General features: G+C 63.7%; 21 protein-coding genes. 11 read left to right on the top strand and 10 right to left on the bottom strand.

Annotation, left to right across the window (positions count from 1 at the left end; all coding sequences use genetic code 11):
- Window positions 1–51: 51 nt before the first annotated feature.
- The 6 genes from msrC to pgi all read right to left on the bottom strand — a co-directional run bounded on the left by msrC (window position 52) and on the right by pgi (window position 6,071).
- Window positions 52–552, bottom strand: a complete 501-nt coding sequence (gene msrC, locus LMJ30_RS10395; protein ID WP_229432276.1) for a free L-methionine (R)-S-oxide reductase MsrC — start codon at window positions 550–552, stop codon at window positions 52–54.
- Between the two features lie 33 nt (window positions 553–585).
- Window positions 586–1,440 carry an SIS domain-containing protein gene (locus LMJ30_RS10400; protein WP_131429445.1) on the bottom strand — a complete coding sequence of 285 codons (855 nt, stop codon included), beginning with the start codon at window positions 1,438–1,440 and terminating at the stop codon, window positions 586–588.
- A 6-nt stretch (window positions 1,441–1,446) separates the two neighbouring features.
- Complete coding sequence (gene zwf, locus LMJ30_RS10405; protein ID WP_229432277.1) at window positions 1,447–2,913, bottom strand: glucose-6-phosphate dehydrogenase; 1,467 nt, start codon at window positions 2,911–2,913, stop codon at window positions 1,447–1,449.
- A 158-nt stretch (window positions 2,914–3,071) separates the two neighbouring features.
- Window positions 3,072–3,530: a hypothetical protein gene (locus LMJ30_RS10410; protein WP_229432278.1), complete on the bottom strand. Its 459-nt coding sequence runs from the start codon at window positions 3,528–3,530 to the stop codon at window positions 3,072–3,074.
- The gene (locus LMJ30_RS10415) at window positions 3,527–4,426 is read right to left on the bottom strand and encodes an SMP-30/gluconolactonase/LRE family protein (protein ID WP_229432279.1); all 900 of its coding nucleotides are present in this window, start codon (window positions 4,424–4,426) and stop codon (window positions 3,527–3,529) included. Before LMJ30_RS10415 ends, LMJ30_RS10410 begins: the two co-directional genes overlap by 4 nt.
- Window position 4,427: 1 nt before the next feature.
- Window positions 4,428–6,071, bottom strand: a complete 1,644-nt coding sequence (gene pgi, locus LMJ30_RS10420) for a glucose-6-phosphate isomerase (protein WP_229432280.1) — start codon at window positions 6,069–6,071, stop codon at window positions 4,428–4,430.
- A gap of 300 nt (window positions 6,072–6,371) precedes the next feature.
- On the opposite strand from pgi, the gene edd reads away from it, so the two are divergent.
- The 5 genes from edd to LMJ30_RS10445 all read left to right on the top strand — a co-directional run bounded on the left by edd (window position 6,372) and on the right by LMJ30_RS10445 (window position 11,228).
- A complete protein-coding gene (gene edd, locus LMJ30_RS10425) occupies window positions 6,372–8,285 on the top strand; it encodes a phosphogluconate dehydratase (RefSeq protein WP_229432281.1) in 1,914 nt (637 codons plus the stop codon).
- Entirely contained in the window at window positions 8,282–8,905 is a 624-nt protein-coding gene (gene eda / locus LMJ30_RS10430; RefSeq protein ID WP_229432282.1) for a bifunctional 4-hydroxy-2-oxoglutarate aldolase/2-dehydro-3-deoxy-phosphogluconate aldolase, read from the top strand. The genes edd and eda overlap by 4 nt, the downstream gene beginning before the upstream one ends.
- Window positions 8,906–9,045: 140 nt before the next feature.
- The gene (locus LMJ30_RS10435) at window positions 9,046–9,537 is read left to right on the top strand and encodes a Rhs element Vgr protein (protein WP_229432283.1); all 492 of its coding nucleotides are present in this window, start codon (window positions 9,046–9,048) and stop codon (window positions 9,535–9,537) included.
- 642 nt (window positions 9,538–10,179) lie between these two features.
- The gene (rpiA, locus tag LMJ30_RS10440) at window positions 10,180–10,857 is read left to right on the top strand and encodes a ribose-5-phosphate isomerase RpiA (RefSeq protein WP_229432284.1); all 678 of its coding nucleotides are present in this window, start codon (window positions 10,180–10,182) and stop codon (window positions 10,855–10,857) included.
- A gap of 35 nt (window positions 10,858–10,892) precedes the next feature.
- Entirely contained in the window at window positions 10,893–11,228 is a 336-nt protein-coding gene (locus LMJ30_RS10445; protein ID WP_229432285.1) for a hypothetical protein, read from the top strand.
- A gap of 107 nt (window positions 11,229–11,335) precedes the next feature.
- Here the strand turns inward: LMJ30_RS10445 and LMJ30_RS10450 are convergent, their stop codons facing one another.
- Both LMJ30_RS10450 and argA read right to left on the bottom strand, forming a co-directional pair.
- Window positions 11,336–11,608, bottom strand: coding sequence for an oxidative damage protection protein (locus LMJ30_RS10450; protein WP_229432286.1), 273 nt, complete (start codon window positions 11,606–11,608; stop codon window positions 11,336–11,338).
- 31 nt (window positions 11,609–11,639) lie between these two features.
- Window positions 11,640–12,950: an amino-acid N-acetyltransferase gene (argA, locus tag LMJ30_RS10455; protein ID WP_229432287.1), complete on the bottom strand. Its 1,311-nt coding sequence runs from the start codon at window positions 12,948–12,950 to the stop codon at window positions 11,640–11,642.
- Window positions 12,951–13,004: 54 nt separating this feature from the next.
- Here argA and hrpA point away from each other — a divergent pair, with 54 nt between their 5' ends.
- Window positions 13,005–17,129, top strand: a complete 4,125-nt coding sequence (gene hrpA / locus LMJ30_RS10460; RefSeq protein ID WP_229432288.1) for an ATP-dependent RNA helicase HrpA — start codon at window positions 13,005–13,007, stop codon at window positions 17,127–17,129.
- Between the two features lie 284 nt (window positions 17,130–17,413).
- Here the strand turns inward: hrpA and LMJ30_RS10465 are convergent, their stop codons facing one another.
- The gene (locus LMJ30_RS10465; RefSeq protein WP_229432289.1) at window positions 17,414–17,884 is read right to left on the bottom strand and encodes a PRC-barrel domain-containing protein; all 471 of its coding nucleotides are present in this window, start codon (window positions 17,882–17,884) and stop codon (window positions 17,414–17,416) included.
- Between the two features lie 350 nt (window positions 17,885–18,234).
- On the opposite strand from LMJ30_RS10465, the gene LMJ30_RS10470 reads away from it, so the two are divergent.
- From LMJ30_RS10470 to LMJ30_RS10480, 3 genes are all read left to right on the top strand, one after another.
- The gene (locus LMJ30_RS10470; protein WP_229432290.1) at window positions 18,235–19,329 is read left to right on the top strand and encodes an extracellular catalytic domain type 1 short-chain-length polyhydroxyalkanoate depolymerase; all 1,095 of its coding nucleotides are present in this window, start codon (window positions 18,235–18,237) and stop codon (window positions 19,327–19,329) included.
- A gap of 95 nt (window positions 19,330–19,424) precedes the next feature.
- A complete protein-coding gene (gene imuA, locus LMJ30_RS10475) occupies window positions 19,425–20,132 on the top strand; it encodes a translesion DNA synthesis-associated protein ImuA (RefSeq protein WP_229432291.1) in 708 nt (235 codons plus the stop codon).
- Window positions 20,062–21,546, top strand: coding sequence for a Y-family DNA polymerase (locus LMJ30_RS10480; protein WP_229432292.1), 1,485 nt, complete (start codon window positions 20,062–20,064; stop codon window positions 21,544–21,546). Before imuA ends, LMJ30_RS10480 begins: the two co-directional genes overlap by 71 nt.
- A gap of 164 nt (window positions 21,547–21,710) precedes the next feature.
- Here the strand turns inward: LMJ30_RS10480 and LMJ30_RS10485 are convergent, their stop codons facing one another.
- On the bottom strand, window positions 21,711–22,061 hold the full coding sequence (locus LMJ30_RS10485) for a hypothetical protein (RefSeq protein WP_229432293.1): 351 nt from the start codon (window positions 22,059–22,061) through the stop codon (window positions 21,711–21,713).
- A gap of 209 nt (window positions 22,062–22,270) precedes the next feature.
- Between LMJ30_RS10485 and LMJ30_RS10490 the strand changes: the two genes are divergently transcribed.
- Window positions 22,271–22,741, top strand: coding sequence for an Hsp20 family protein (locus tag LMJ30_RS10490; RefSeq protein WP_229432294.1), 471 nt, complete (start codon window positions 22,271–22,273; stop codon window positions 22,739–22,741).
- Window positions 22,742–22,879: 138 nt separating this feature from the next.
- Window positions 22,880–24,409 carry a DegQ family serine endoprotease gene (locus tag LMJ30_RS10495; protein ID WP_229432295.1) on the top strand — a complete coding sequence of 510 codons (1,530 nt, stop codon included), beginning with the start codon at window positions 22,880–22,882 and terminating at the stop codon, window positions 24,407–24,409.
- Window positions 24,410–24,411 lie beyond the last annotated feature (2 nt).

Consider the following 24,411-nt stretch of genomic DNA (forward strand, 5'->3'; position numbering starts at 1 on the left):
TTGTGAAGAAAATCAGCCGCTATTGTACAACCACCCTCGACCGGTGCGCCTTTATGCGCAGTCGGTCGCGTCGAGGAAGGCCGCCACCATCGCTTCCAGGCCCGCCTGGTCTTCTTCCGAAAAGCGGTCCAGGACCGGGCTGTCGATGTCGAACACACCAATCAGTTTGCCGTCCTTGACGAGCGGGATCACGATCTCGGCGTTCGACGCCGAATCGCAGGCGATGTGGCCGGGGAATGCATGCACGTCCGGCACCAGGATCGTGCGGCGCTCCTGCGCGCTGGCGCCGCAGACGCCGCGCCCGAAAGGAATGCGCGCGCAAGCCACCTTGCCCTGGAACGGGCCGACCAGCAGGTCATGGCCATCGCCTTTTTTTGCCGGCACCGTCAGGTAAAAGCCGGCCCAGTTCAGGTTCGCGATGGTGTCGTACACGAAGGCCGAAAACTGCGCGGCGTTCGCGGTCAGGTCACGTTCGCCTTCGAGGATGCTGGCCACCTGGCGGGTGAGCAGGGAGTAGTCGGGACGGGTGCTGCGTTCTGGAGTGGTGTGCATGGCGGCTTGTATCGACAGTCGAAACCGTCGATTTTAGCCGATGAACGAGTCGAACTGCATGTCGAACTCCTGCAGCGCCTTCTGGGCGTTCTGCATCTTGCGGCGGAATTCCGGTCCGCGCTGCAGCGCCAGGCCGACGGCCAGTACATCGATCACCACCAGGTAGGCCAGGCGCGCCGAGATCGGCGTGTACGGGTCGATGTTGAAAACGAGGTCGATCGGGATCAGCACGGTGGCCATGTCGGCCAGCGGCGTGCCCGAAGGCGCCAGCACGATCACGTCGGCGCCGCCGCGGCGCGCCAGCTTGGCCGAACGTACCAGCGCCGAGTTGTTGCCGCGCTGGGAGATCGCCACCACGGCGTCGCCCGCATGCAGCAGCGAAGCGGCGATGCTGTGGATGGCCGGGTCGGCGTAGGCCACCGTCGGCACGCCCGAACGGAAGAACTTGTGCTGCGCGTCGGTCGCGACAATGCCCGATGTGCCCTGGCCGTAGAACTCGATCTTGTTGGCGCGCGAGAGGATGTCCAGCGCGCGCTGGATCGCTTCCGGATTGAGGTTGTTGCGCAGGTCGAGCAGGGTGTTGATCGAGCGGCTGCAGATCTTGTTGACCAGGTCCGCGGCCAGGTCGTCCTGGGCCGGCTGCTCGTTCGCGCCGGGCAGGGCGAGGGCCAGGCCCTGCGCCAGCTTCAGCTTGAACTCGTGCCAGCCGTCGTAGCCAAGCGTACGGCAAAAGCGCACCACCGTCGGCTCGGATACCTGCGCGGCCTTGGCCAGCGCGGTGATGTTCTGGCTGACGGTGCCGCCAGGGTTGTCGAGCACCGCCAGCGCCACCTTGCGCTCGGAGCGCGAAAGCGAGTCTAGCTGGGTGCGGATTGAATCGAGCAGCATCGCTGTTTAGTCCTCTGGTAACGCTTCTTCGCGCCACTGCAGTCCGTCGCGGCCGATCAGCGCCGACGATGCCGCCGGGCCCCAGGTGCCGGCGGTATAAGGCACCGGCATGCTGTCTTCCTGCTCCCAGTGGTTCAGGATCGGCTCGACCCATTCCCATGCGGCTTCGAGCTCGTCGCCGCGCATGAACAGGGTCAGCTGGCCGCGCAGGACGTCAAGCAGCAGGCGTTCATAGGCCTCCATGCGCGGCGCCTTGAACTGCTCCTTGAAATCGAGTTCGAGTTCGGCCTGCTTCAGGCGCATGCCGTCGCCAGGCGTCTTGGCCATCAGGTTCATGCGCAGGCCTTCATCAGGCTGCAGGCGGATGACCAGGCTGTTTGGCTGGAAGCTGTTGGTCGGCTGGTTGAAGATCGAATGCGGGATCGGCTTGAAGCGCACCACGATTTCGGCCAGGCGGTCGGCCATGCGCTTACCGGTGCGCAGGTAGAACGGCACGCCGGCCCAGCGCCAGGTATCGATTTCGGCTTTCAGCGCGACGAAGGTCTCGGTGCGCGACTGCTGCGGCGCGTCCGGTTCGTCGCGGTAGCTCGGCACCGCGGTGCCATCGACATGGCCGGCGCGGTACTGGCCGCGCACGATGTTCTGCGACAGCGTGGTCGGGGTGAAGCGCTTGAGCGAACGCAGGACCTGCAGCTTGGCGTCGCGCACGGCGTCTGGCGCGATCGAGGTCGGCGGCTCCATCGCGACGATACACAGCAGCTGCAGGAGGTGGTTTTGCAGCATGTCGCGCAGCGCGCCCGACGTGTCGTAGTAGCCCATGCGGTTCCCCACGCCGATCTTCTCGGCGATGGTGATCTGGACGTCCGAAATCCATTCGCGGCGCCACAGCGGCTCGAACAGGATGTTCCCGAAGCGCAGGGCCAGCAGGTTCTGCACGGTCTCCTTGCCCAGGTAGTGGTCGATCCGGTAGATCTGGTTTTCGGCGAACACCTTGCCCACGTCGGCGTTGATCTGCTTGGCGCTGGCGAGGTCGCGGCCGAGCGGCTTTTCCAGCACCACGCGCGAGTTTTGCGTCGCCAGCCCGGTGGCGGCGAGGTTGTCGCAGATGCGCGCGAACAGGTTCGGCGGCGTGGCGAGGTAGTAGACGCGGGTCAGCGCCTCATCGGTGCGCAGCGCCTCAACCAGCGGGCCGTAGGTCGACGCTTCGGTCGCATTGAGCGACACGTAGGCGATACGCGCGGTGAACCTGGCCCACACCGTTTCATCGACATGCTTCAGGTGCGGCTTCGACGTGCTCTCGACTGCGGCCATGAACTCATCCTGCGACCACTCATGGCGGCCGACGCAGATGATGCGCGCGGTCGGCGGGAGGTCATTGCATACGTCGCGGGAGTACATTGCCGGCAGCAGCTTGCGCATCGCCAGATCGCCGCTGCCGCCAAAGAGAACGAGGTCGAAATCGGAAAGAGCCATAGTATTTGATCGCAGAAAGTAGATGCCGAGGGAAGGTGATGCAGCGTTCAAGCCTGCGCTGGCGCACGCAAAAGCAGGTTGGCGCAGTATTTATGTAAATTTACTACACCAATATCTGCTTGGCAAGTAAATCTACTACATTATCGACCCGCAACAAATCACTCGTCTTTCGCCGCCAGCGACATCGAGTCGATCCGCCCTCCGGTGCTGGCGATGTACAGGGTGCGGTTTTCGCAGGTCAGCTCCAGCCTTGCAGGCAATGGCTGCGGCAGGTTGAGTCGCTGTGCCACGCTCTCCTGCGACCATCCGCGCGCGGCAATGTGGGAACGCTCCATGATGGAACTGACGACCCACGGCTTGCCATCGGGTGTCACGCGGTAGTCGATCTGCGCGTCGCGGCCCTCGAAGCGGTAGGTCGAACCTTTGCCTCCCTTGCCGACAAACCTGTCCGGCGGCGCGCCGGTGCGGCCTTCGACCTGGGCGGCGAGGTGCGCGTCTTCCTGCTGGATGAAAGCGCAGATGCCTTTATGGCTTTCAGTTGCTGCGTTGGCGTGCGCGGTGAGGCACAGGGCACTGGCGGCTGCCAGCATGCGGAGGGAAAGGTTTGATTTTGTCATGGCTGGTATGCATTCTCTACGCGGCCTGCGACATCGACGCGCAACGATAACAGGCGGCCGGTTAGTGGGAACTGCGCGATTTCCTCGGCGGGACGGTTGCCAAGGCTGGTGATAAACAGTGTTCGCATGTCGTCGCCGCCGAAAGCCATCATGGTCGGGCAGCGGACCGGGAGGTTCAGTTCATTGAGCAGTTCACCGTCGGCCGAAAAGCGCAGCAGGCGCGCACCTTCGATCATCGCGACCCAGTAGGCGCCTTCGCTGTCGACCGCCGCGCCGTCCGGACGGCCGCCGTAGTTGCGGGTCTTATCGGTCGAAAACTGCTGGAAGCGCGATGGATGCGAGACGGCGCCGGTCGCGCTGTCGAACTGGTAGCGGTCGACGCGGTGGGTGGTGGTGTCGGCGTGGTACATCGAGGTCGCATCGAGCGAGAAGGCGAGGCCGTTCGAGACCGTCATCCCGCCCGACCATTTGAGCTGGATTTTGCCTTTTTCGAGGCAGAACATCTGCGCGGCCTGCTGGTCGCGCGGTTCATAGATCGTGCCGACCCAGAACCGGCCAGCCGGATCGACGCGGCCGTCGTTAAACCGTGTGGTGGTCATGTCGTACGGCGCCGGCGCGATCTCGGCAATGCTGCCGTCTTGCGGATTGAAGGTGTAGAACCCCGTGCGCATCGCCACGACAAGGCCGCCGGTGGCGTTCAGCGCGAGCGTCGACGGCTCGCTTGGCATGCGCCATTCGTCGTGCGTGCCGGTCGAAGGATTGAGGCGGTGGATCGTGAAGCCGCCGATGTCGACCCAGTAGAGGCATGATTCGGCCGGATGCCAGATCGGGCACTCGCCAGTATGCATTGGCGCGTCGTAGGCGACCTTGATGTCGTCAGCGATTATGGTCGTCATATCAGGTCGCTGCCTTGGCCATCGCAATCAGGCCGTTGGTCGAGCTGTCGTGCCGCTCTGGTTTGGCTTCGCCGGTGAGCTCCGCCTCGATATTCCTGGCCAGTACCTTGCCAAGCTCCACGCCCCACTGGTCGAAGCTGTTCACATCCCACAGCACGCCCTGCACAAACGTTTTGTGCTCGTACAGCGCAACCAGGGCGCCCAGCGTGTACGGGTTGAGGTACTCCATCAGGATGGTATTGCTCGGGCGGTTGCCAGGGAAGGTCTTGTGCGGCGCCAGGCGCTCCACTTCGGCCAGCGGCAGGCCTTGCTGCTGCAGGTCGGCGCGCACTTCGTCCAGCGTTTTACCCTTCATGAAGGCTTCCGACTGCGCGAAGCAGTTGGCCAGCAGCGCAGCGTGATGGTTCTCGTAGTCGTGCGCAGGGCGCAGCGCTGCGATGAAGTCGATAGGCGTAACATCGGTGCCCTGATGGAGCAGCTGGAAGTAGGCATGCTGGCCGTTGGTGCCGCAGTCGCCCCAGACGACCGGGCAGGTCGGCACGTCAAGCGGCTCGCCGTCGCGGGTGACGCGCTTGCCGTTGCTTTCCATTTCAAGCTGCTGCAGGTAGGCCGGGAAGCGATTCAGGTCCTGGTGGTAGGGCGCGATCGACACCGACGGGCAGCCGAGGAACTGGCGGTTCCAGAAACCGACCAGGCCAAGCAGCACCGGCATGTTCTTGTCCAGCGGCGCTTCCTTGAAGTGCAGGTCCATCGCGTGCGCGCCGGCCAGCAGGTCGCTGAAATAGCCGAAGCCGACCGCCAGCGCAACCGGCAGGCCGATCGCCGACCATACCGAATAACGGCCGCCGACCCAGTCCCAGAACGGGAACATGTTGGCCGGGTCGATGCCGAAGGCCTTGATCGCTTCGGTGTTGGTCGATACGGCGACGAAGTGGCGCGACAGTTCCGATTCCTTTGCGTGCTGCAGGAACCATGCACGCGCGGTCTGCGCGTTCATCATGGTTTCGGCAGTGGTGAAGGTTTTGGACGCGATGATGAACAGTGTCGTCTCCGGGTTCACTTTCGACAGCGCGGCGTCGATGTCATGGCCGTCGACGTTGGAGACGAAGTGCATGGCCAGGCGGGGGTGCGCATACTGGCGCAGCGCCAGGCAGATCATCTTGGGGCCGAGGTCCGAACCGCCGATGCCGATGTTGACGATGTCGGTGATCGGCTTGCCGGTGTAGCCCAGCCAGGTGCCCGCGCGGACGGTGTCGGAAAAGGCGCGCACGCGGTCGAGCACTGCGTGCACGTCAGCGATGACGTCCTGGCCGTCGACCGACAGCTTGGCCGTGCGCGGCGCGCGCAGCGCGGTATGCAGCACGGCGCGGCCTTCTGTCAGGTTGATCTTCTCGCCGGCGAACATGGCGTCGCGGCGCGCCTCGAGCCCGCGCTCGCGGGCTAGGTCAACCAGCAGTTCAAGCGTGCGCCCGTCAAGCCGGTTTTTTGAATAGTCTAAGAACAGGCCGGCGGCATCGACGGTCAGCTTCGGAAAGCGCTCGGCGTCTGCGGCAAACAGGCCGCGCAATTGCCAGTCTTCTGCCTCGACGGCGTGGGTTTCAAGGGCCTGGAAGCTGGCGGTGTGGGTGAGGGATGGCTGGCGCATGGATCTCGTACGTTGGACAGGTTGGAAGACAGTCGCGCATAGCGCGTAAGATTATCGAATAATACATGATGAATACGTAAATTCACTACAAAAGCGATTTTCCAAAGGGCGGCGTAGGGCGGGTAAGCGCGCAGCGCGCACCCGCCGGTGCAAGCGCCAACACGGCGCTGGCGGATGCGCGCGAACGCTTATCCGCCCTACGCACCTCGGTGTGCTGTGGAAAAGCGGGAAAACTGCCGAATAGCCATCCGCCGCCGTTTTGTAGTAAAATTTCATAAAATCAATTCAAAAGGAACGACCATGGCCTTGCATCCTGTAGTTGACGCGGTAACGCAGCGGATCATCAAGCGCAGCAAACCTTCACGTACGGCGTACCTGGCGCACCTCGAAGCGGCGCGCATGCGCGGCGTGCAGCGCGGCGCGCTGTCGTGCACGAACCTGGCGCATGGCTTTGCTGCCTTCCCGGCCAACGACAAGCTGAAGCTCAAGGAATTCAAGAAGCCATCGGTCGCCATCGTCTCCTCGTACAACGACATGCTGTCGGCGCACCAGCCGTTCGAGTCGTTCCCGGCGATTATCAAGGACGCGGTGCGCAAGGCCGACGCGGTCGCGCAGTTCGCCGGCGGCGTGCCTGCGATGTGCGACGGCGTGACCCAGGGCCAGCCGGGCATGGAGCTGTCGCTGTTCTCGCGCGATGCGATCGCAATGGCGACCGCGGTGGCGCTGTCCCACAATATGTTCGACTCGGCGCTGTACCTGGGCGTGTGCGACAAAATCGTGCCGGGCCTGCTGATCGGCGCGCTGCACTTCGGCCACCTGCCTGCGGTGTTCGTACCGGCCGGCCCGATGACGACCGGTATCTCGAACAAAGAGAAAGCGCGCATCCGCCAGCTGTACGCGCAGGGCAAGGCCACGCGCGAGGAGCTGCTGGAGAACGAAGCGGCCTCGTACCACAGCGCCGGCACCTGTACCTTCTACGGCACCGCCAACAGCAACCAGATGCTGATGGAGATCATGGGCCTGCACATGCCGGGCGCCGCCTTCATCACGCCAGGCACGCCGCTGCGCGACGCGCTGACCGCAGCCGCCGCCCAGCGCGCTGTCGCCATCAGCGAGCAGGGTAGCTACACGCCGGTCGGCCACGTGGTCGACGAGAAGTGCATGGTCAACGCCATCATCGGCCTGCTGGCCACCGGCGGTTCGACCAACCACACGCTGCACCTGGTGGCGATCGCGCGCGCAGCTGGCATCGTGATTGACTGGAACGACTTCAACGAGCTGTCGGCGGTCATCCCGATGCTGACCCGGATCTACCCGAACGGCGACGCCGACGTGAACCACTTCCACGCCGCTGGCGGCACCGGCTTCGTGATCCGCGAACTGCTTGACGCCGGCCTGCTGCACGACGACGTCACCACCATCCTCGGCAAAGGCCTGCGCGCCCACTGCACCGAGCCGTTCCTGGACGGCGAACAGGTGGTCTGGAAGCCGGCTCCTGAGATCACCGGCGACGACAGCGTGCTGCGTCCTGCCAGCGCACCGTTCTCGCCTGACGGCGGCATGGTGCTGGTCGACGGTAACCTCGGCCGCGCGGTGATGAAGGTGTCGGCGGTGAAGATCGAGCACCGCGTGGTGGAAGCGCCCGCGCTGACCTTCGATTCGCAGGAAGACTTTATGCACGCATACAAAGCGGGCCGCCTGGACCGCGATTTCGTGGCGGTGCTGCGCTTCCAGGGCCCGCGCGCCAACGGCATGCCGGAACTGCACGCGCTGACCCCGGCGCTGGCAAACTTGCAGGATGCAGGCCGCAAGGTGGCGCTGGTGACCGACGGCCGCATGTCCGGCGCGTCCGGCAAAGTGCCTGCTGCCATCCACGTGTCGCCTGAGATCCTGGCCGGCGGCCCGCTTGGCCTGGTGCGCGACGGCGACATCATCCGCCTTGACGCCGGTACCGGCACGCTGGAGGCGCTGGTGCCGGCCGAAGTCTGGGCCGCGCGTACGCAAGCCACGGCTAACCTGGGCTCGTGCCAGGTCGGCATGGGCCGCGAGCTGTTTGCGATGTTCCGCAGTACCACCAGCCCGGCAGAGGAGGGCGCGGCGACGTTCCCGCTGCCGGCGCCCATTCCAAGTACCCTCAACGTGCATGAAGGCGCCGACATCGGCAACACGGTGCCGGGATCCGATGAAGACTTTTTGATCAAAAATCCAAAATGACCATGACCCTACTCGACATCATGCGCTCGGCGAGCGTAATCCCGGTAATCGCCATCGACGATCCTGACCACGCGGTGCCACTGGCCGAAGCGCTGGTCGCCGGCGGCATCCGGGTGCTGGAAGTGACGCTGCGCACCGAGCATGGCCTGGGCGCGATCCGTGCGATGGCCCAGGTGCCGGGCGCAATCGTCGGCGTCGGCACGCTGACCCAGGGCGATGAATTTGCCGCCGCACGCGATGCGGGCGCGGTGTTCGGCGTGTCGCCTGGCCTGACGCCTGCGCTGATCGAAGCGTCGCGCAAGAGCGGACTGCCACTGCTGCCTGGCGTGATGACGCCGTCGGAAGTGATGGCTGCGCGCGAAGCGGGCTTCCGCCAGCTGAAGCTGTTCCCGGCGGTGCCGGCCGGCGGTGTCGGCATGCTCAACGCGATCGGTGGCCCGCTGCCTGACGTGACCTTTTGCCCGACCGGCGGCATTTCGATCGATACCGCCCCGCAGTTTTTGGCATGCAAAAACGTCGCCTGCGTGGGCGGTTCGTGGCTGACGCCGAAAGACGCGATCAAGGCAGGCAACTGGGCGCACATAACCGAGCTGGCCCGCGCGGCCGCCGCCCTGCGCTAACGCAAATGAACGCGGCGCGTGCAAACCACGCGCCGCGCTAGAATGGGCGGATGGCACATGAACCGCCGCACATACTCATCACGCCGGCAGCACGTCCGGCGGCGCGGCCTCACCGTCCGTTGACGGAGGGCGAGGTTCGCATGGCCTCGACCATCTTTGGCGACGCCATCGATTACACGCGGGTGCGCATCTTCGGCCGCCGCTACCTTCCATTCGGGCTCCAGCCGCGCAACTGCGCAATGTCCCCCAACGGCAGTATCTACTTTCACCGCTCTTGCTGCCTGAGTGATTTCTCGCGCGGCGACGACCATGCCAGGCACTGGTTCATGCACGAGATGGTGCACGTGTGGCAGCACCAGCTGGGTTATCCGGTGCGCTTGCGCGGAGCGATCCGCATCGGTCTCGGCTACCGCTATGAACTCGCGCCCGGCAAAACGCTCGCCGACTTCAACATGGAAGCGCAGGGCGACCTGCTGGCCGACTATTTCGTGCTCAGGCACTTGCGCTCGCCGCGCACCATGCGGCAGCCGCGTTATGCGGACAACCGCGCCTTGTTCGAGAATGTGCTCGCAGGGTTCCTGGCCGATCCGTCCGACCGGTCGAACCTGCCGCGCCGGCTGATCCGCCTCTAGCAGCTTATACGGTTCGTTCGTCACGCCCTCAAGGTTGGTTAGCCGCGCGGCTTGCCCGCTTCGCCAAGCGTGTCGAGCGTGACATGTGCGACTTCGCCGACGAGGGTAATAACCGACACTGGGCCGGCGGCGCGCAGGCTCAAATTTCAGTAGTTTGCACGGGCCCCGGGTGATCGTCTCGGCAGGTGTCCGGAAGATCGACGCGGCGGCCTCCTGCGCGACGGCGAGGGATACTGCTAACGCGGTGCGGAGCAAGGTTGCCAGCATCGACAACAACAAGGTCTTCGAGCAGCGGTAGCGCATAGGGGGGCACAGTTGATCGTGGGCGAACGATACACGCAGCGCAAGCCCGCGTCCATCCACGTTGGGTAAGCGCTGCTGCCCAAGGACTTTCGACGTGTTTGCTCAAGATAAATTGATGCGGCATGATGCGGCATCAAACGCGAAACGCGGCTATCGTCAACTACGAGGACTGTCTTGGTATCGGTCATGTCGGCTTCCCTGAAAACTGTCGCACCGACCATTCTGTCCCCAAGTCCGCCTCGCTTATTGCCAACCAGCACGTTCTCTGCGCTGCGTCTTTGTTGCCGTGGCGGCAGCGCGATCCGTTAAAATGGCGTATTCCTCATTTTTACGCATATCATGACTCAAGACGAACTCAAACAAGCAGTGGCGCGTGCCGCCATCGAATACGTGGTGGACGGCGAAATCATCGGCGTTGGCACCGGCTCGACCGCCAATTTCTTTATCGATGAACTGGCCAGGATCAAGGACCGCATCAAGGGCACGGTAGCCTCGTCCGAAGCCACCGCTGCGCGCCTGCGCGGCCATGGCATCGAGGTGTTCGACCTGAACGACGTGCCGTCGATTGCCGTGTACATCGACGGCGCCGATGAAATTAACGCCGCCGGCGCGATGATCAAGGGCGGCGGCGCTGCGCTGACGCGCGAAAAGATTGTCGCTTCGGTGTCGAAGCAGTTCGTCTGCATCGCCGACGGCTCGAAGCTGGTCGAGGTGCTGGGCAAGTTCGCCCTGCCGGTGGAAGTGCTGCCGATGGCGCGCAACGCCGTCATGCGCAAGCTGGCGGAACTGGGCGGCCAGCCACGCCTGCGCACCAAGCCGGGCACGGACGAAGCGTTCATCACCGACAACGGTGGCGAGCTGATCGACGTGGCAGGCCTGCAGATTACCGATCCGGTGGCGCTGGAAACCCGGATCAACCAGATCGTCGGTGTCGTGGCGGTCGGGCTGTTCGCCCAGCGCGGCGCAAATGTGTGCCTGCTCGGCACCAGCGAAGGCGTCAAGAAACTGACCTTCTGAACGGGCATAACCGGCCCAGACAACCCGGGGGATCCATGAAGCTGTATGTGCTGACCGTGTGCGCGCTGCTTGCCAGCGGATGTTCGATGTTCAAAGGCGAGCAGGTGGCTGAGAGGCCGGTTGCCGCAGCCAGGGTTGTTGCTGCCGCCCCGCTGGTCGACGCCAATGGCGCGCCGATCGAGCGCGTGCCGTTCGTGCCGGGCCGTTCGTCGGCGACGGTCGAGAAGATGGCAAAGCAAAAGGGATGCACCGGTGGGATGGGCGCTGGTCTGGTGACGCCGGAAGGGCCGGTGGAGGTTTACCGCATGATGTGCCAGGAGGGCAAGACCTTCATGGCGCGTTGTGAGTTACGCCAGTGCAAGGCGATGTGACCCGATTGCTCGAAACGTAGGGCGGATAAGCGAAGCGCATCCGCCGAATTCAAGCTTCAACGCGGCGGATGCGCTTCGCTTATCCGCCCTACAGTTCTCTCGGGAATTTACTCCGCCGGCGGAACGTAACCCGCCGCCGCATCGGCGCCTTCGCCGAAGAAATGCTTCTCCATCTGCGTCGCCAGGTACTTGCGCGCGCGCTGGTCAGCCAGGTTCAGCCGGTTCTCATTGACCAGCATGGTCTGGTGCTTCAGCCAGGCCGCCCAGGCTTCCTTCGATACCGATTGGTAAATTTTCTTGCCCAGTTCGCCAGGATACGGCGGGAAATCCAGCCCTTCGGCTTCTTTGTTGAGTTTAATGCAATGGACGGTGCGGGCCATTTCTGCTCCTGATGCGTGTGTGAAAGTACGATTATAAAGATTTGACCAGGACCTGGGACTTGCGTTGCCAGTTATACATGCGCTGGCGGTCTTTTGGCAGCGCATCGACGGTCGCGGGCTTGAAGCCGCGCTTCTGGAACCAGTGCGAGGTACGGGTGGTCAGGACGAAGAGTTGTTTGAGTCCGGCGGCACGCGCGCGGTTCTCCATGTGGCGCAGGATGCGCTCGCCGTCGCCCTGGGTCTGCACTTCGGGGTTGACGGTCAGGCATGCCATTTCAGCCATTTTTTCTTCCGGGAACGGATACAGCGCCGCGCAGCCGAAGATCACGCCGTCGTGCTCAATGACCGAGAACTGGTCGATTTCGCGTTCGATCAGCTCGCGGCCGCGCTTGACGAGGGTGCCGTCCGCTTCCAGTGGTTCAATCAGCTTGATAATTCCGCCGACGTCCTCAATTGTGGCCTTTCGCAGGCTTTCGAGGTTCTCGTGGCTGATCATGGTGCCCACGCCGTCGTGGGTGAACAGTTCGAGCAGCGCCGAACCGTCCATCTCGAACGGCACGATGTGCGCGCGCGGTACGCCGCTGTTGCACGCCTTGATCGCATGCTGCAGGTAGAACGACGAGTCGGTCGCCAGGAAGCCGGCTTGGAGCACGGCTTCTGCCTGGTGCGACGACAGTTCGCGAATTTCGGCGCCGCCCTCATCGAGCATCATCGCCGTTTCGGTGATGAAGACGATTTTGTCGGCGTGCAGCGCGATGGCGGCGGAGACGGCGACGTCTTCCATCGTCAGGTTGAACGCTTCACCGGTTGGCGAGAAGCCGAGCGGGGAGAGCAGCACCAGGCTGTCGGTGCCGAGGATCGCGTGGATTCGTTCGGCGTCGACCTTGCGGGTGATGCCGGTCAGTTCGAGGTCGACGCCATCGATCACGCCAAGCGGACGCGCGGTGACGAAGTTACCTGAGATGATGCGGATCGACGCGTGCGCCATCGGCGTATTTGGCAGGCCCTGGCTGAACGCGGCTTCGATATCCAGGCGCAGTTCGCCCGCGGCCTCTTTCGCGCATTCGAGTGCGGCTGTATCGGTGATGCGGATGCCGTTGTGGAAGCGGCCTTCGACGTTACGCAGCGCGAGCTGCTCGGCCACCTGCGGACGCGAGCCGTAGACGATGACGACCCGGATCCCGAGTGCGACCAGCAGCGACAGGTCTTGCGCCAGCACGGACAGTGCGCCGGCGGCGACTAGTTCGCCCGGAAACGCGACCACGAAGGTCTTGCCACGGAAAGCGTGGATGTATGGCGCGACTGAGCGCAGCCATTGGACGAATTGGGTAGGGTTTTCCATTTGCCGCATTATAATTCGCTGCGCGACTTGCGCGCCAAATTCATGCAAAAAACGATGTCAGAACAGAGTAACAAGCCCGAAGTACCCGCAGCAAAGGCGCAGCAACCTCGTAACCCCGCCGGTCAAGGTGCGGCAGGTGCGCACGATCAGCGCCCGGGACAGCCGCGTCCCAAGCGGGTAGCGGGCGAGCGCAAGCCGCAGCAGCAGGGCGAGCGCAAGCCGCAGCAGCAGGGCGAGCGCGCGGCGCGTGAGCGTGCTGCGCCGCGTGAGGTGGTGCGCAATCCGCTTCCGCCGATTACCTTCCCCGAAGACCTGCCGGTCTCCGGTCGCCGTAGCGACATCGCCAAGGCGCTGACGGAAAACCAGGTGATCATCGTGTCGGGCGAAACCGGTTCGGGCAAGACCACCCAGCTGCCGAAGATCTGCCTTGAACTAGGCCGCGGCCAGAAAGGCCTGATCGGCCACACCCAGCCGCGCAGGATCGCGGCCTCGTCGACCGCCAAACGCATCGCGCAGGAACTCGGCTCGCCGCTGGGCGAGCATGTGGGCTTTAAAGTCCGTTTCAACGATACGCTGTCAAAAGGCGCATCGGTCAAGCTGATGACCGACGGTATCCTGCTGGCCGAAACCCAGACCGACCCGCTGCTCAAGGCGTACGACACGATCATCATCGACGAGGCGCACGAACGCAGCCTGAACATCGACTTCCTGCTTGGCTACCTGAAGCAGCTGCTGCCGCGCCGTCCTGACCTGAAGGTCATCATCACGTCGGCGACCATCGACGCGGACCGCTTCTCGCGCCACTTCGGCCAGCCGGGCAAACCGGCGCCGGTGATCGAGGTGTCAGGCCGCCTGTACAAGGTGGAAGTGCGCTACCGGCCAATAGACCGCGATCCGGTAACGGCCGGCGCGCCCGAGGGCAAGCCGCAGCCAAAGGCGCAGGCAGCGCGTGAAAAGCGCGATTTGATGGACGGCGTCATCGACGCGGTCGACGAATTGAGCCGCATCGGTTCGGGCGACGTGCTGGTGTTCCTGCCCGGCGAGCGCGAGATCCGCGATTGCGCCGAGGCGCTGCGCAAGCACCATCCGCCGCACGTGGAGATTTTGCCGCTGTTCGCCCGCCTGTCGGTCGAGGAGCAGGACCGCGTCTTCAAGATTACCAATGCGCGCCGCATCGTCCTGGCTACCAACGTGGCCGAGACCTCGCTGACCGTGCCTGGCATCCGCTTCGTCGTGGACGCAGGCCTTGCGCGCGTCAAGCGCTACAGCTTCCGCAACAAGGTCGAACAGCTGCAGGTCGAGCCGATTGCGCAATCGGCGGCCAACCAGCGCGCGGGCCGATGCGGCCGCGTGGCCGACGGCGTCTGCATCCGGCTGTACGAGGAAGACGACTTCCTGCAGCGGCCAAAATTTACCGAGCCGGAGATCCTGCGTTCCTCGCTGGCGGCGGTCATCCTGCGCATGAAGTCGCTGCACCTGACGGACGTCGAGACCTTCCCGTTCATCGAGCCGCCGCAGGGCCGCGCCATCGCCGATGGCTACCAGCTGCTGCAGGAAGTCGGCGCCGTCGACGAGGCGAACCAGCTGACGCCACTTGGCCACAAGCTGGCCAAGCTGCCGCTCGATCCGCGCGTAGGCCGCATGATCCTCGCCGCGCTGGATAACGCCTGCCTGACCGAGATGCTGATCGTGGCGTCCGCATTGTCGGTGCAGGACCCGCGCGACCGCCCGATGGAATACCAGCAGGCCGCCGACGAAGCGCACAAAAAATTCGCCGACGAGAAGTCCGAGTTCCTGTCCTTTATAAAAATCTGGAACTGGTTCGAGCAGGCGATCGAACATAAGAAGTCGAACCGCCTGCTGCAGGAATCCTGCCGCAGCAATTTCCTGTCGCAGGTCCGCCTGCGCGAGTGGCGCGATGTGCATTCGCAGCTGCTGACGATCGTGCGCGAGCAGGGCTGGCGCCTGAACGATGCACCGGCCACTTACGAGAACCTGCATACCGCGCTGCTGACTGGCCTGCTGGGTAACGTAGGCTTCAAGGCCGAGGACGAACCGGGCGGCGCCTATCTGGGCGCACGCGGGATCAAGTTCCACATCTGGCCGGGATCGTCGCTGCTGAAAAAGCCAGGCAAGTGGGTGATGGCGGCCGAACTGGTCGAAACCACGCGCCTGTATGCGCGCTGCGTGGCGCAGATCCAGCCCGAGTGGGTGGAGCGGGTCGGCAGCCACCTGCTGAAGAAGTCGTGGGGCGAGCCGCGCTGGGAAAAGCGATCGGCGCAGGTAACCGCGTCGGAGAAGGCCACGCTGTACGGCCTGACGGTGTACAGCCAGCGCCGCATCAATTACGGCCAGAAGAACCCGGCCGAGGCGCGCGAGATCTTCATCCGCGACGGCCTGGTGGCCGGCGATTACGACACGCGTGCGCCGTTCTTTGCCCACAACCAGAAGCTGATCCGCGAGATCGAGAACCTCGAACACAAGTCGCGCCGCCTCGATGTGCTGGTCGATGACCACCTGATCGCGGCATTCTACGAGAAGATCATTCCGCTCGATGTGGTCAATGGCGCAGGCTTTGAAAAGTGGCACAAGGATGCGACCTTCGACAATCCGAAGCTGCTGTTCCTGAACCGCGAAGAACTGATGCGGCACGAAGCGGCCGGCGTCACGACGGAGCTGTTCCCGAAGACGATGGCGGTGACCGGCATCGAGATGCAGCTTGCCTACCACTTCGAGCCAGGCAGCCTGCGCGATGGCGTGACCTTGTCGGTGCCGCTGTTTGCGCTCAACCAGCTGCCGCGCGAGCGCGCCGGTTGGCTGGTGCCGGGCATGCTGAAGGAGAAGGTGCACCTGCTGCTCAAATCGCTGCCGCAGAAACTGCGCCGCCATTGCGTGCCGCTGCCTGACTACGCGGCGCGCTTCTGCGAGCGCGTCCAGGAAGCGGGCAAATTCGGCCGGGGCGACCTGGTGGACGCGATCATCGCCGACATCCGCGCCCAGACCGGCATTGCGGTGCTGACGACCGACTTCAAGGTTGAGACGCTGCCAGCCCACCACTTCATGAACTTCAAGGTGGTCGACGAGCATGGCCGCCAGCTGGAGATGGGCCGCAACCTGTCGGCCCTGCAGGACGAGTTCGGACGCCTGGCGCGCGAGAGCTTCCAGAAGATGGCGGAAGGCAAAGCACAGGCTGCGCCACTGTCGGCTGCTTCCATCCAACAGCTGTCCGGCGGAAAGCAAAGCGCACCACTTGCGGCCAAGGCGGCCGCCCCGGGCAAAGGTGGCAAAGCCGCACCGGAGGCTGCAGTGTCCGCGCCCGCGGTCAGCCAGCACACTGGCCTGACAAGCTGGAGCTTTAGCGAGCTGCCTGAGCTGTTGGAAATCGTGCAGGGCAAGCTGACGCTGATCGGCTTCCCCGCGCTGGTCGACAAGGGCACGCATTGCGACCTGGAAGTGTTCGATGATCCGGCTGTTGCCGCGCGTACGCATCGCATCGGTTTGCGCCGCCTGTTCGCGCTGCAGTTCCGTGAGCAGCTGAAATTTGCGGAAAAGAATATTCCGGGCATGCAGCAGATGGGCATGCAGTTCATGGCGCTAGGGTCGCAGGAGGAGTTGCGCGACCAGATCATCCAGAAGGCCATCGATATCGCCTGCCTTCAAGACCCGCTGCCGACCGACGCGGCATCGTTTAACAAGCGCAAGGAAGAGGGCAAGTCTCGGCTGGGCTTGCTGGTGAATGAGATCGCGCGCCTTGTCGGGCAGGTGCTGGCCGAGTATCACGGCCTGCCGAAGAAATTGCAGAACGTCCAGCAGCAAGTCGCGGCGGATATCCAGGGACAGTTGCAAGGCCTGGTACACAAGCGCTTCGTTGCCGAGACTGATTACGCACAGCTGGCGCATTTCCCGCGCTACCTGAAGGCGATCAACGTGCGGCTCGAGAAGCTACGCGCCGACCCGGCCCGTGATACGCGCCTGATGGCGGAGTGGAACCAGTCCGCCAGCCATTTCCTGCGCGCGGCGAAGGACAGGCTGGCCGGCAAGAACACGGATCCAAAAATGGTGGAGTTCCGCTGGATGCTGGAGGAGTTGCGCGTGTCGCTGTACGCGCAGGAACTTCGCACGCCGATGCCGGTATCGGCAAAGCGCTTGCAGAAGGTGTGGGAGTCGATGCAGCGCTAAACGGGAGCACGGGCGCAGGAGGGAAGCACGACATGCGTCGGCCGCCAGTGCAGGCATTACGTTGACGCAGCCATGGCGGATAACGCGCTACGCGCTGGTCCTCCCTACGTCTGGTAGCACGCTTAAGAGCGCCACTCACTTGGCAGAAAGTGAGCAGGCCGAAAGTGAGCTGACCCGAAGTGAGCTGACCGAAAGTGAGCTGGCCGAAAGTGAGAGTCGACGCAGCGCCGGCCAAAAGCTGGGGGAAGCCTTGGCTTTGAGCGCTGCGCCGCTCCCATCATGCTCTAGTGCTTGACCCTGGTGCCTGCACCAGTCGAGGTGGAGGTCATGCCCGGATGCCAGGCCTCGCCTATTCCGCCTACTGTCTGGTCGGTTCCATAGAAGGTATGGATCTGGTTGGCCCAGCCCACATCGCTCATGTCAGGCCAACGGTCGGGGTCGAAGCCGGGCGCGTTGGAGAGCCTTTCCTTATCCACATTCAGTACGAATCGCTTGTTGACGGTATCAAGATGCAGCGCTTGCCAGGGTACGGCGAACAGTTTTTCGCCCATGCCGAGGAAGCCCCCGAACGACAGCACGGCGTATGCAACCTGCCCGGAGCGCATATCAAGCATGATTTCCTTGATGTCGCCCAGATTTTCTTCCTGTCCATTGACTACACTGTCACCGATGAGGGTGTCGGCACCCATCAGCGCTGGGCCGGGGCCGGAGCTGCTTTTATAGATGCCGTACTTGTCGCGATCTGCGTAGCTCATCTGTTTTCTCCCGTTAGATGTCGTGAATGTCCACCCTGCCAAAGGATGGGATTCTGAAGTGAGTCGTCTCCTCACCTTGTCTAGCGTAAGTTGTAGGAGGGTGCTGCTTTTGATTTGTGTCAATCGTGCGGAAGCGATCGGCGCGCGCGAGATTGTTGTGTTTCTGCCCATATGAGCGATAACGCACAGAGCGCGTATTTCCTGATTGCTACTCTAATGAAAACTTGGAGGCATTACATGATGTTCATTAGCGCACGCTGCAACAACGCCGGCCCACTGGGCAAACCTATTCCCACCCGCTCGCTCGCCGCGACCTTGCTCGCGCGCCTGCCTGTACTATCAAGGCTTCGATGGTAAAACTGGTACAGCCGTGGTTGCGCAGCCTGCTGCGCAACGCGAAGAAACAGCAGCGTACGACCGCTCGCGCGGTAAAGACGCTGCTGGCTGTTCCAAAAGTTAAATCCAAGAATGCCGCCGCGCCCGCTGTGCGCAAGACGCGGTCGAAAACCGTCAGCGGCGCGCCCGCCGGCGGCGGCCTGGCCGGTCAATGGCTCAGCGGTCATTACACCGGCCTCGGCGCCCACGGCGTGCTGCGCACGATGCAGTACTGGCTGTACATGCCGCCTGCCGTTCCGCCGCAGGGCATTCCGCTGGTAATCATGCTGCACGGCTGCGACCAGAACGCGAATGCGTTTGCCCAGGGCACGCGAATGAACCTGATTGCTGAAAAGCAGGGTTATGCAGTCGTCTATCCGCAGCAGTCCAAGGCGAGCCATCCCCAGGCTTGCTGGAAATGGTATGACCGTGCGACCCAGGAGGGCGGCGGCGACGTCGGGCTGATCGTCGGGATCGTCAATACAGTCACCGCGTCGCATCCGATCGACCGGTCACGCATCTATATCTGCGGTTTTTCAGCCGGCGGCGCCATGGCGCATATAGTCGCGCTCAACCATCCCGGCCTGATAGCCGCAGTGGGCGTGCATTCCTCGCCGCTGTTTGGCGCCGCGCGCGGCGCTGTCGCAGCCGTCAAAGTAATGCTCCATGGCGATGCACGGCGTGCGGGGCCAGCGATCCTGGAAGTGCTGGACCGGCAGCCAGGCTTTCCGGCAATGCCGACCATCTTGCTGCATGGCGAATCCGACCGGGTGGTTCGCCCGGTTAACCAGTCCCATCTCGAACAACAGGCGCTGCTGCTTAATCGCGTGCCGGCAGGCACAACGGTTGACATCACCAGCCGGGAACGCACCAGCCGCACGTTTGCCTACCGCTTGCGCGACATCCGGCTGCAGCGCAAACTCCTGCTGCGGGTCGTGCAAATTTCGGAGCTCAAGCACGCCTGGAGCGGCGGCGACGACAGCCTGGTGTTCAATTCAGGGCCCGGGCCCGTCTCCAGCAAGCTCCTGCTCGACTTCTTTTCCCGCCACCGCCGGGCTGGCAGCGCCTGAATCCAAAGTCAAGAGCGCGCCGCAAAAAGATAGGCCTTGCCAAACCAGCCTTCGAATAGTACTGTATATTCATACAGTACTTTGGCGGTTTGACCATGACTTCTCTACATACTATTGCCGCGCCAGAAGCTTTGCATCCTTCATTATGGCTGGCTTCACAACTGGCGCATTCAAGCACCCGCTGCGTCGATACCGGCCATCCCACGCTGTCCGCGCAACTGCCGGGCGGGGGCTGGCCAACCGGCACGCTCAACGAATTATTGCTCCAGCAAGCAGGTATCGGTGAACTGCGCCTGCTGCGGCCCTCGCTGCAAACGGTGGCCCGGCGCCGCATTGTGCTGCTGCAACCGCCACACCCGCCCCAGGCGCTGGCGCTGGCCGCCCTGGGCATCAAACCATCCCAACTGCTGTGGGTGCGTACCAGCCGCAGTGCCGACGCGCTGTGGGCGGCCGAACAGGTATTGCGCAGCGGTAGCTGCGGTGCGCTGCTGTTCTGGCACAGCCATGCGCGCGGTGAAGCGCTGCGCCGCCTTAACCTGGCCGCACAAAGCGGCGAAACCCTGTTCTTCATGCTGCGGCCGCTCGCTGCCAGCCAGGACGCATCGCCCGCACCGCTGCGCCTCAGCCTGCGCCCGGCCGCGGGCGGCATGGAAATCGGTTTCGTCAAACGCCGGGGGCCGCAGCGTGACGCGCCGCTGTTCCTCCCACTTACACCTTCTTTACTGCAACGCCATGCGCCTTTGGATCGGCCTCTACCTGCCCCAGCTACCGCTCGAGGTCTTCTGCCCGAACTGGTCCAGTGACGACGCCGGCAGCGTTGTCCTGGAGCAGGAGCGTGTGCTGGCCGTCTCGCCGCTGGCGCGCGCGGCCGGAGTGCAGCCGGGCATGCGGCGCGGCGGCGTGCTTATGCTGTTGCCCGAAGCACGCCTGTACGAGCGCACGGCCGAGCGCGAAGCCGAGGCCCTGCATGCGGTCGCGATGGCGCTGCTGCAGTACACTCCGCTGGTAGCGCAAGCTGAAGAATCGACGCTGCTGATCGACATCGGCGCCAGCCTGCGCCTGTTCGGCGGCATCCGCGCGCTGTGCCAGCGCATCCGCGCCAACATGCGCGCGCTTGGGTTCAGCGCGGTGCTCAGTTGCGCGCCTACCGCACGCGGCGCCTGGCTGCTGGCGCGCCACCGGGGCGGCAGGGCGCTTGGCATGCCCTCGCTGGTGCGCCGGCTCGACCGCCTGCCATGCACTTTGCTGCCGCCGGCGCGTCCGTTTGCATCCTGGATCGAAGGCATCGGCTGCTTCAGCCTGGGCGACATGCGGCGCCTGCCGCGACCCGGCCTGCAGCGCCGCTGCGGCCGTGCGCTGCTCGACATGCTCGATGCCGCCTACGGCATGACACCCGAACTGTTTGACTGGATCGAGGCGCCCACCACATTCCGCGCCCATCTTGAACTGTTCGACCGGGTCGAGAATGCCGAGGCGCTGCTGTTCGGCGCCCATCGTTTGCTGCTGCAGCTGACCGGCTGGCTGTGCGCGCGCCAGCTCGCCGTCGAGCGCATCACCTTGCAGCTTGAACACGAGCGCGGAAGGGTGGCGCGCCCCCCCACCGTCATCGAAATCGTCTTGGCCGAACCCACATGGCGCGATGAGCACCTGGTGCGGCTGCTGAAGGAGAGGCTGGGCAAGCAGGTGCTGGAAGCGCACGTGATCGGCCTGTGCCTTGAAGCGCTGCAGGTGCAGCCGATGGCGCCGCCGAGCGAGTCGCTGTTTCCCGAACCGGGCGGCAGCGAGGAAGACCAGTTGCGCATGCTTGAACTGCTGGTCGCGCGGCTGGGCCCCGATAACGTGCTGCAGGCGGCGCCGCAGGCCGACTACCGGCCCGAACTGGCCAATGCCTGGGTGCCTGTGCAGAAAAAGATCCGCCAGGCGGCGCTGGACGCACAGATGCCGCCCGATGTGCTCAGCCTGCCGCGCCCGGTGTGGCTGCTGGCCAAACCGATCGCGCTGCTGATGCGCAACCACCGTCCGTTTTATGGTTCGCCATTGAAGATGGCGTCGACACCGGAACGCATCGAAGCAGGGTGGTGGAGCCAGGCGCATGCGCGCGATTATTTCATCGCCGAGGGACAGGACCATGCGCATTACTGGGTGTACCGCGAGCGCATTGCCGGCATGTCAGAGGACGCCGAGCCGCGCTGGTACTTGCATGGCTTGTTTGCTTGACGCGTCGCGGTGGAATCACCGGTGGCTGGTTTGGTAGGGCGGACAAGCGAAGCGCGTCCGCCGTCGGATGAATGGCGCTAACGAGATTCCGGCCTTCGGCGGATGCGCTTTGCTTATCCGCCCTACGCGCCGCTCCTGTACGCAGCTGGCATCGCCAGGAATTCCTACTCCTCGTCGAATTCCTCAGCCAGGTTTTTCCAGCCTTTGCTCTTGGCAAACGCGCTGAATTCTTCCGGCGCTTCCAGCACGATCAGCTTGCGGTCCTGCAAGCCAGGATCGCTGGGGCCGAAGTCCGGGCCCTTGTAGCCCAGGGTGCGCAACTGGTCGATTACCTTGCCGGCCAGTACCTTGTCCTTGTACAAGCCCGGCTCGACCGGCGCGGCGAAATCAACGTACACGTCAATGATTCCGTAGCCCTCGTCGAAGATGCGAATGCCCTTGACGTCATGGGAACGGCCGGTGCTGTCCACGGCCTTGAACGGTCCGCTCAGCTGGATATCGGTATCTGTAGTCATGGAAGAAGCATACACCATCGATGCGCGCCGCATCCCGCAGTCCCTGCCGTGCGCGGCGCGCCCGCCACGCAAAATTTTTTTTGGCAGGCGGCCTCAAAAATCATATTTTTTTTACCCTTGAAATGGCGAGCGCTGCCATTAGATGGGGAGCAACGGATGCTCAACGGAGGTCCGTCAACTTATCGCTTAACTTTACAAGGATATTTATCATGCGTACTTTTGACCTTACCCCTCTCTATCGTTCCGCTATCGGCTTTGACCGCCTGGCCCAGCTGCTTGAGCAGCGCGCCGACGCCCAGCCTAGCTATCCTCCATACAACATCGAACTGGTCAGCGAAGACAAGTACCGCATCGTGATGGCGCTTGCCGGCTTCGACCGTTCGGAAGTCGAGATCGTTGCCGAGCGTGACACCTTGCACGTCACCGGCCGCAAGCAGAAGGATGACACCCAGCGCACCTACCTGCACCGCGGCATCGCGGCACGCGATTTCGAACAGCGCTTCCAGCTGGCCAACCACGTCAAGGTCACCACGGCATCGTTCGATAACGGCATGCTGACCATTGAACTGGTGCGCGAAGTGCCTGAAGCGCTGAAGCCGCGCAAGATCGCCATCGGCGGTGGCGACGCCATCGGCAGCGGTGAAAATGTGCAGGCACTGGAGCAACGCCAGGCTGCGTAATCACAGCAGGAACCATGTAGGAAAGGGGGGCGCTCGCAGTTGGGGTGCCCCTTTCTACAACCAGCTTTAAGGAAGCATTAAGTCTGGTGCTGCACACTGAACCCATCGGTAAACCTTTTCAATCCAGGAGTACGTTAAATGCAAAACGTAGGTGCCACTACTGCCATCAGCGCTAAGCGACTCACCCTTGCCCTTGCCGCCGCAGGCGTCATCGGCGGAGCGGTTGGTGCGATTACAGTCAATCACAACAATGCGGTAGCCTCCGGCGCCGTCAGCGCTCCCGCAACCCTGGCCGCGCCCGCGCTGCCGGCCGCTGTCGGCGCGCCGACCCAGGTTGCAGCCGGCGTCGTGTTGCCGGACTTCACGCAGATTGTCGCGCGCATGGGGCCGGCGGTCGTCAACATCCAGGTGACAGGCAGCACCAAGACCAGCGCGGGGCCGAATGCACGCCTGCCGCGCGGTCATGAAAACGATCCATTCTTCGAATTCTTCCGTCGCTTCCAGGACCCGCGCGCGCAGCGCGGCCAGCGCGACGTTCCCGTTTTTGGCGCCGGTTCCGGGTTCATTATCAGCCCGGACGGTGTCATCCTGACCAACGCGCACGTGGTGCGCGACGCTTCCGAAGTCACGGTCAAGCTGCAGGACCGGCGCGAATACCGCGCCAAGGTGCTCGGCTCCGATCCGAAGACCGACGTGGCTGTCCTCAAGATCGAGGCCAGGAACCTGCCGGTCGTGCCGATCGGTAAATCGACCGACCTGAAAGTGGGCGAGTGGGTGCTGGCAATCGGCTCGCCGTTCGGCCTGGAAAGCAGCGTTACCGCCGGCGTGGTCAGCGCGAAAGGCCGCTCGATCGACGAAGGCAATGTGCCGTTCATCCAGACCGACGTGGCCGTCAACCCGGGCAATTCGGGCGGCCCGCTGTTCAACACGCGCGGCGAAGTCATCGGCATCAATTCGCAGATCTACAGCCAGACCGGCGGCTACCAGGGCCTGTCGTTTGCGATCCCAATCGATGTGGCTTACCGCATCAAGGACCAGATCGTGACGACCGGCAAGGTGCAGCACGCCAAGCTGGGCGTGTCGATCCAGGAAGTGAACCAGGCCTTTGCCGATTCGTTCAACCTGGCGTCGCCGGAAGGCGCGCTGGTGTCGAACGTCGAGCCGGGCGGCGCGGCCGACAAGGCCGGCCTCAAGTCCGGCGACGTGATCCGCAAGCTCAACGGCCAGCCGATCATTGCCTCGGGCGACCTGCCGGCCCTGATGAGCACGTCCAAGCCGGGCGACCGGGTCACGCTCGACGTCTGGCGCGATGGCAAGATCGTCCAGATCCCGGCCAAGCTCGGCAACGCCAGCGACAAGGTCGCCGCCGCCCAACCGGAAGCGGTCGAGACGCTTGATGCGGGCAGCAAACTTGGCCTGTCGCTGCGTCCGCTAGAGCCGATCGAAAAGCGCCAGTCCGGTATCGCTTCCGGGCTGGTCATTGAAGACACCGGAGGCGCCGCCGCCAATGCGGGCGTGCAACCGGGTGACGTACTGCTGTCGGTAAATGGACGTCCGGTAAGCTCGGTCGCCCAGGTGCGCGACGTGGTGGGCAAGTCGACGAAGTCTGTCGCCTTGCTGATTCAGCGCGGGAGTGACAAAATCTTCATTCCTGTGCGGATCGGGTAAGT

Source organism: Massilia agrisoli (assembly GCF_020831365.1).
Taxonomy (GTDB): Bacteria; Pseudomonadota; Gammaproteobacteria; order Burkholderiales; family Burkholderiaceae_D; genus Telluria_A; species Telluria_A agrisoli.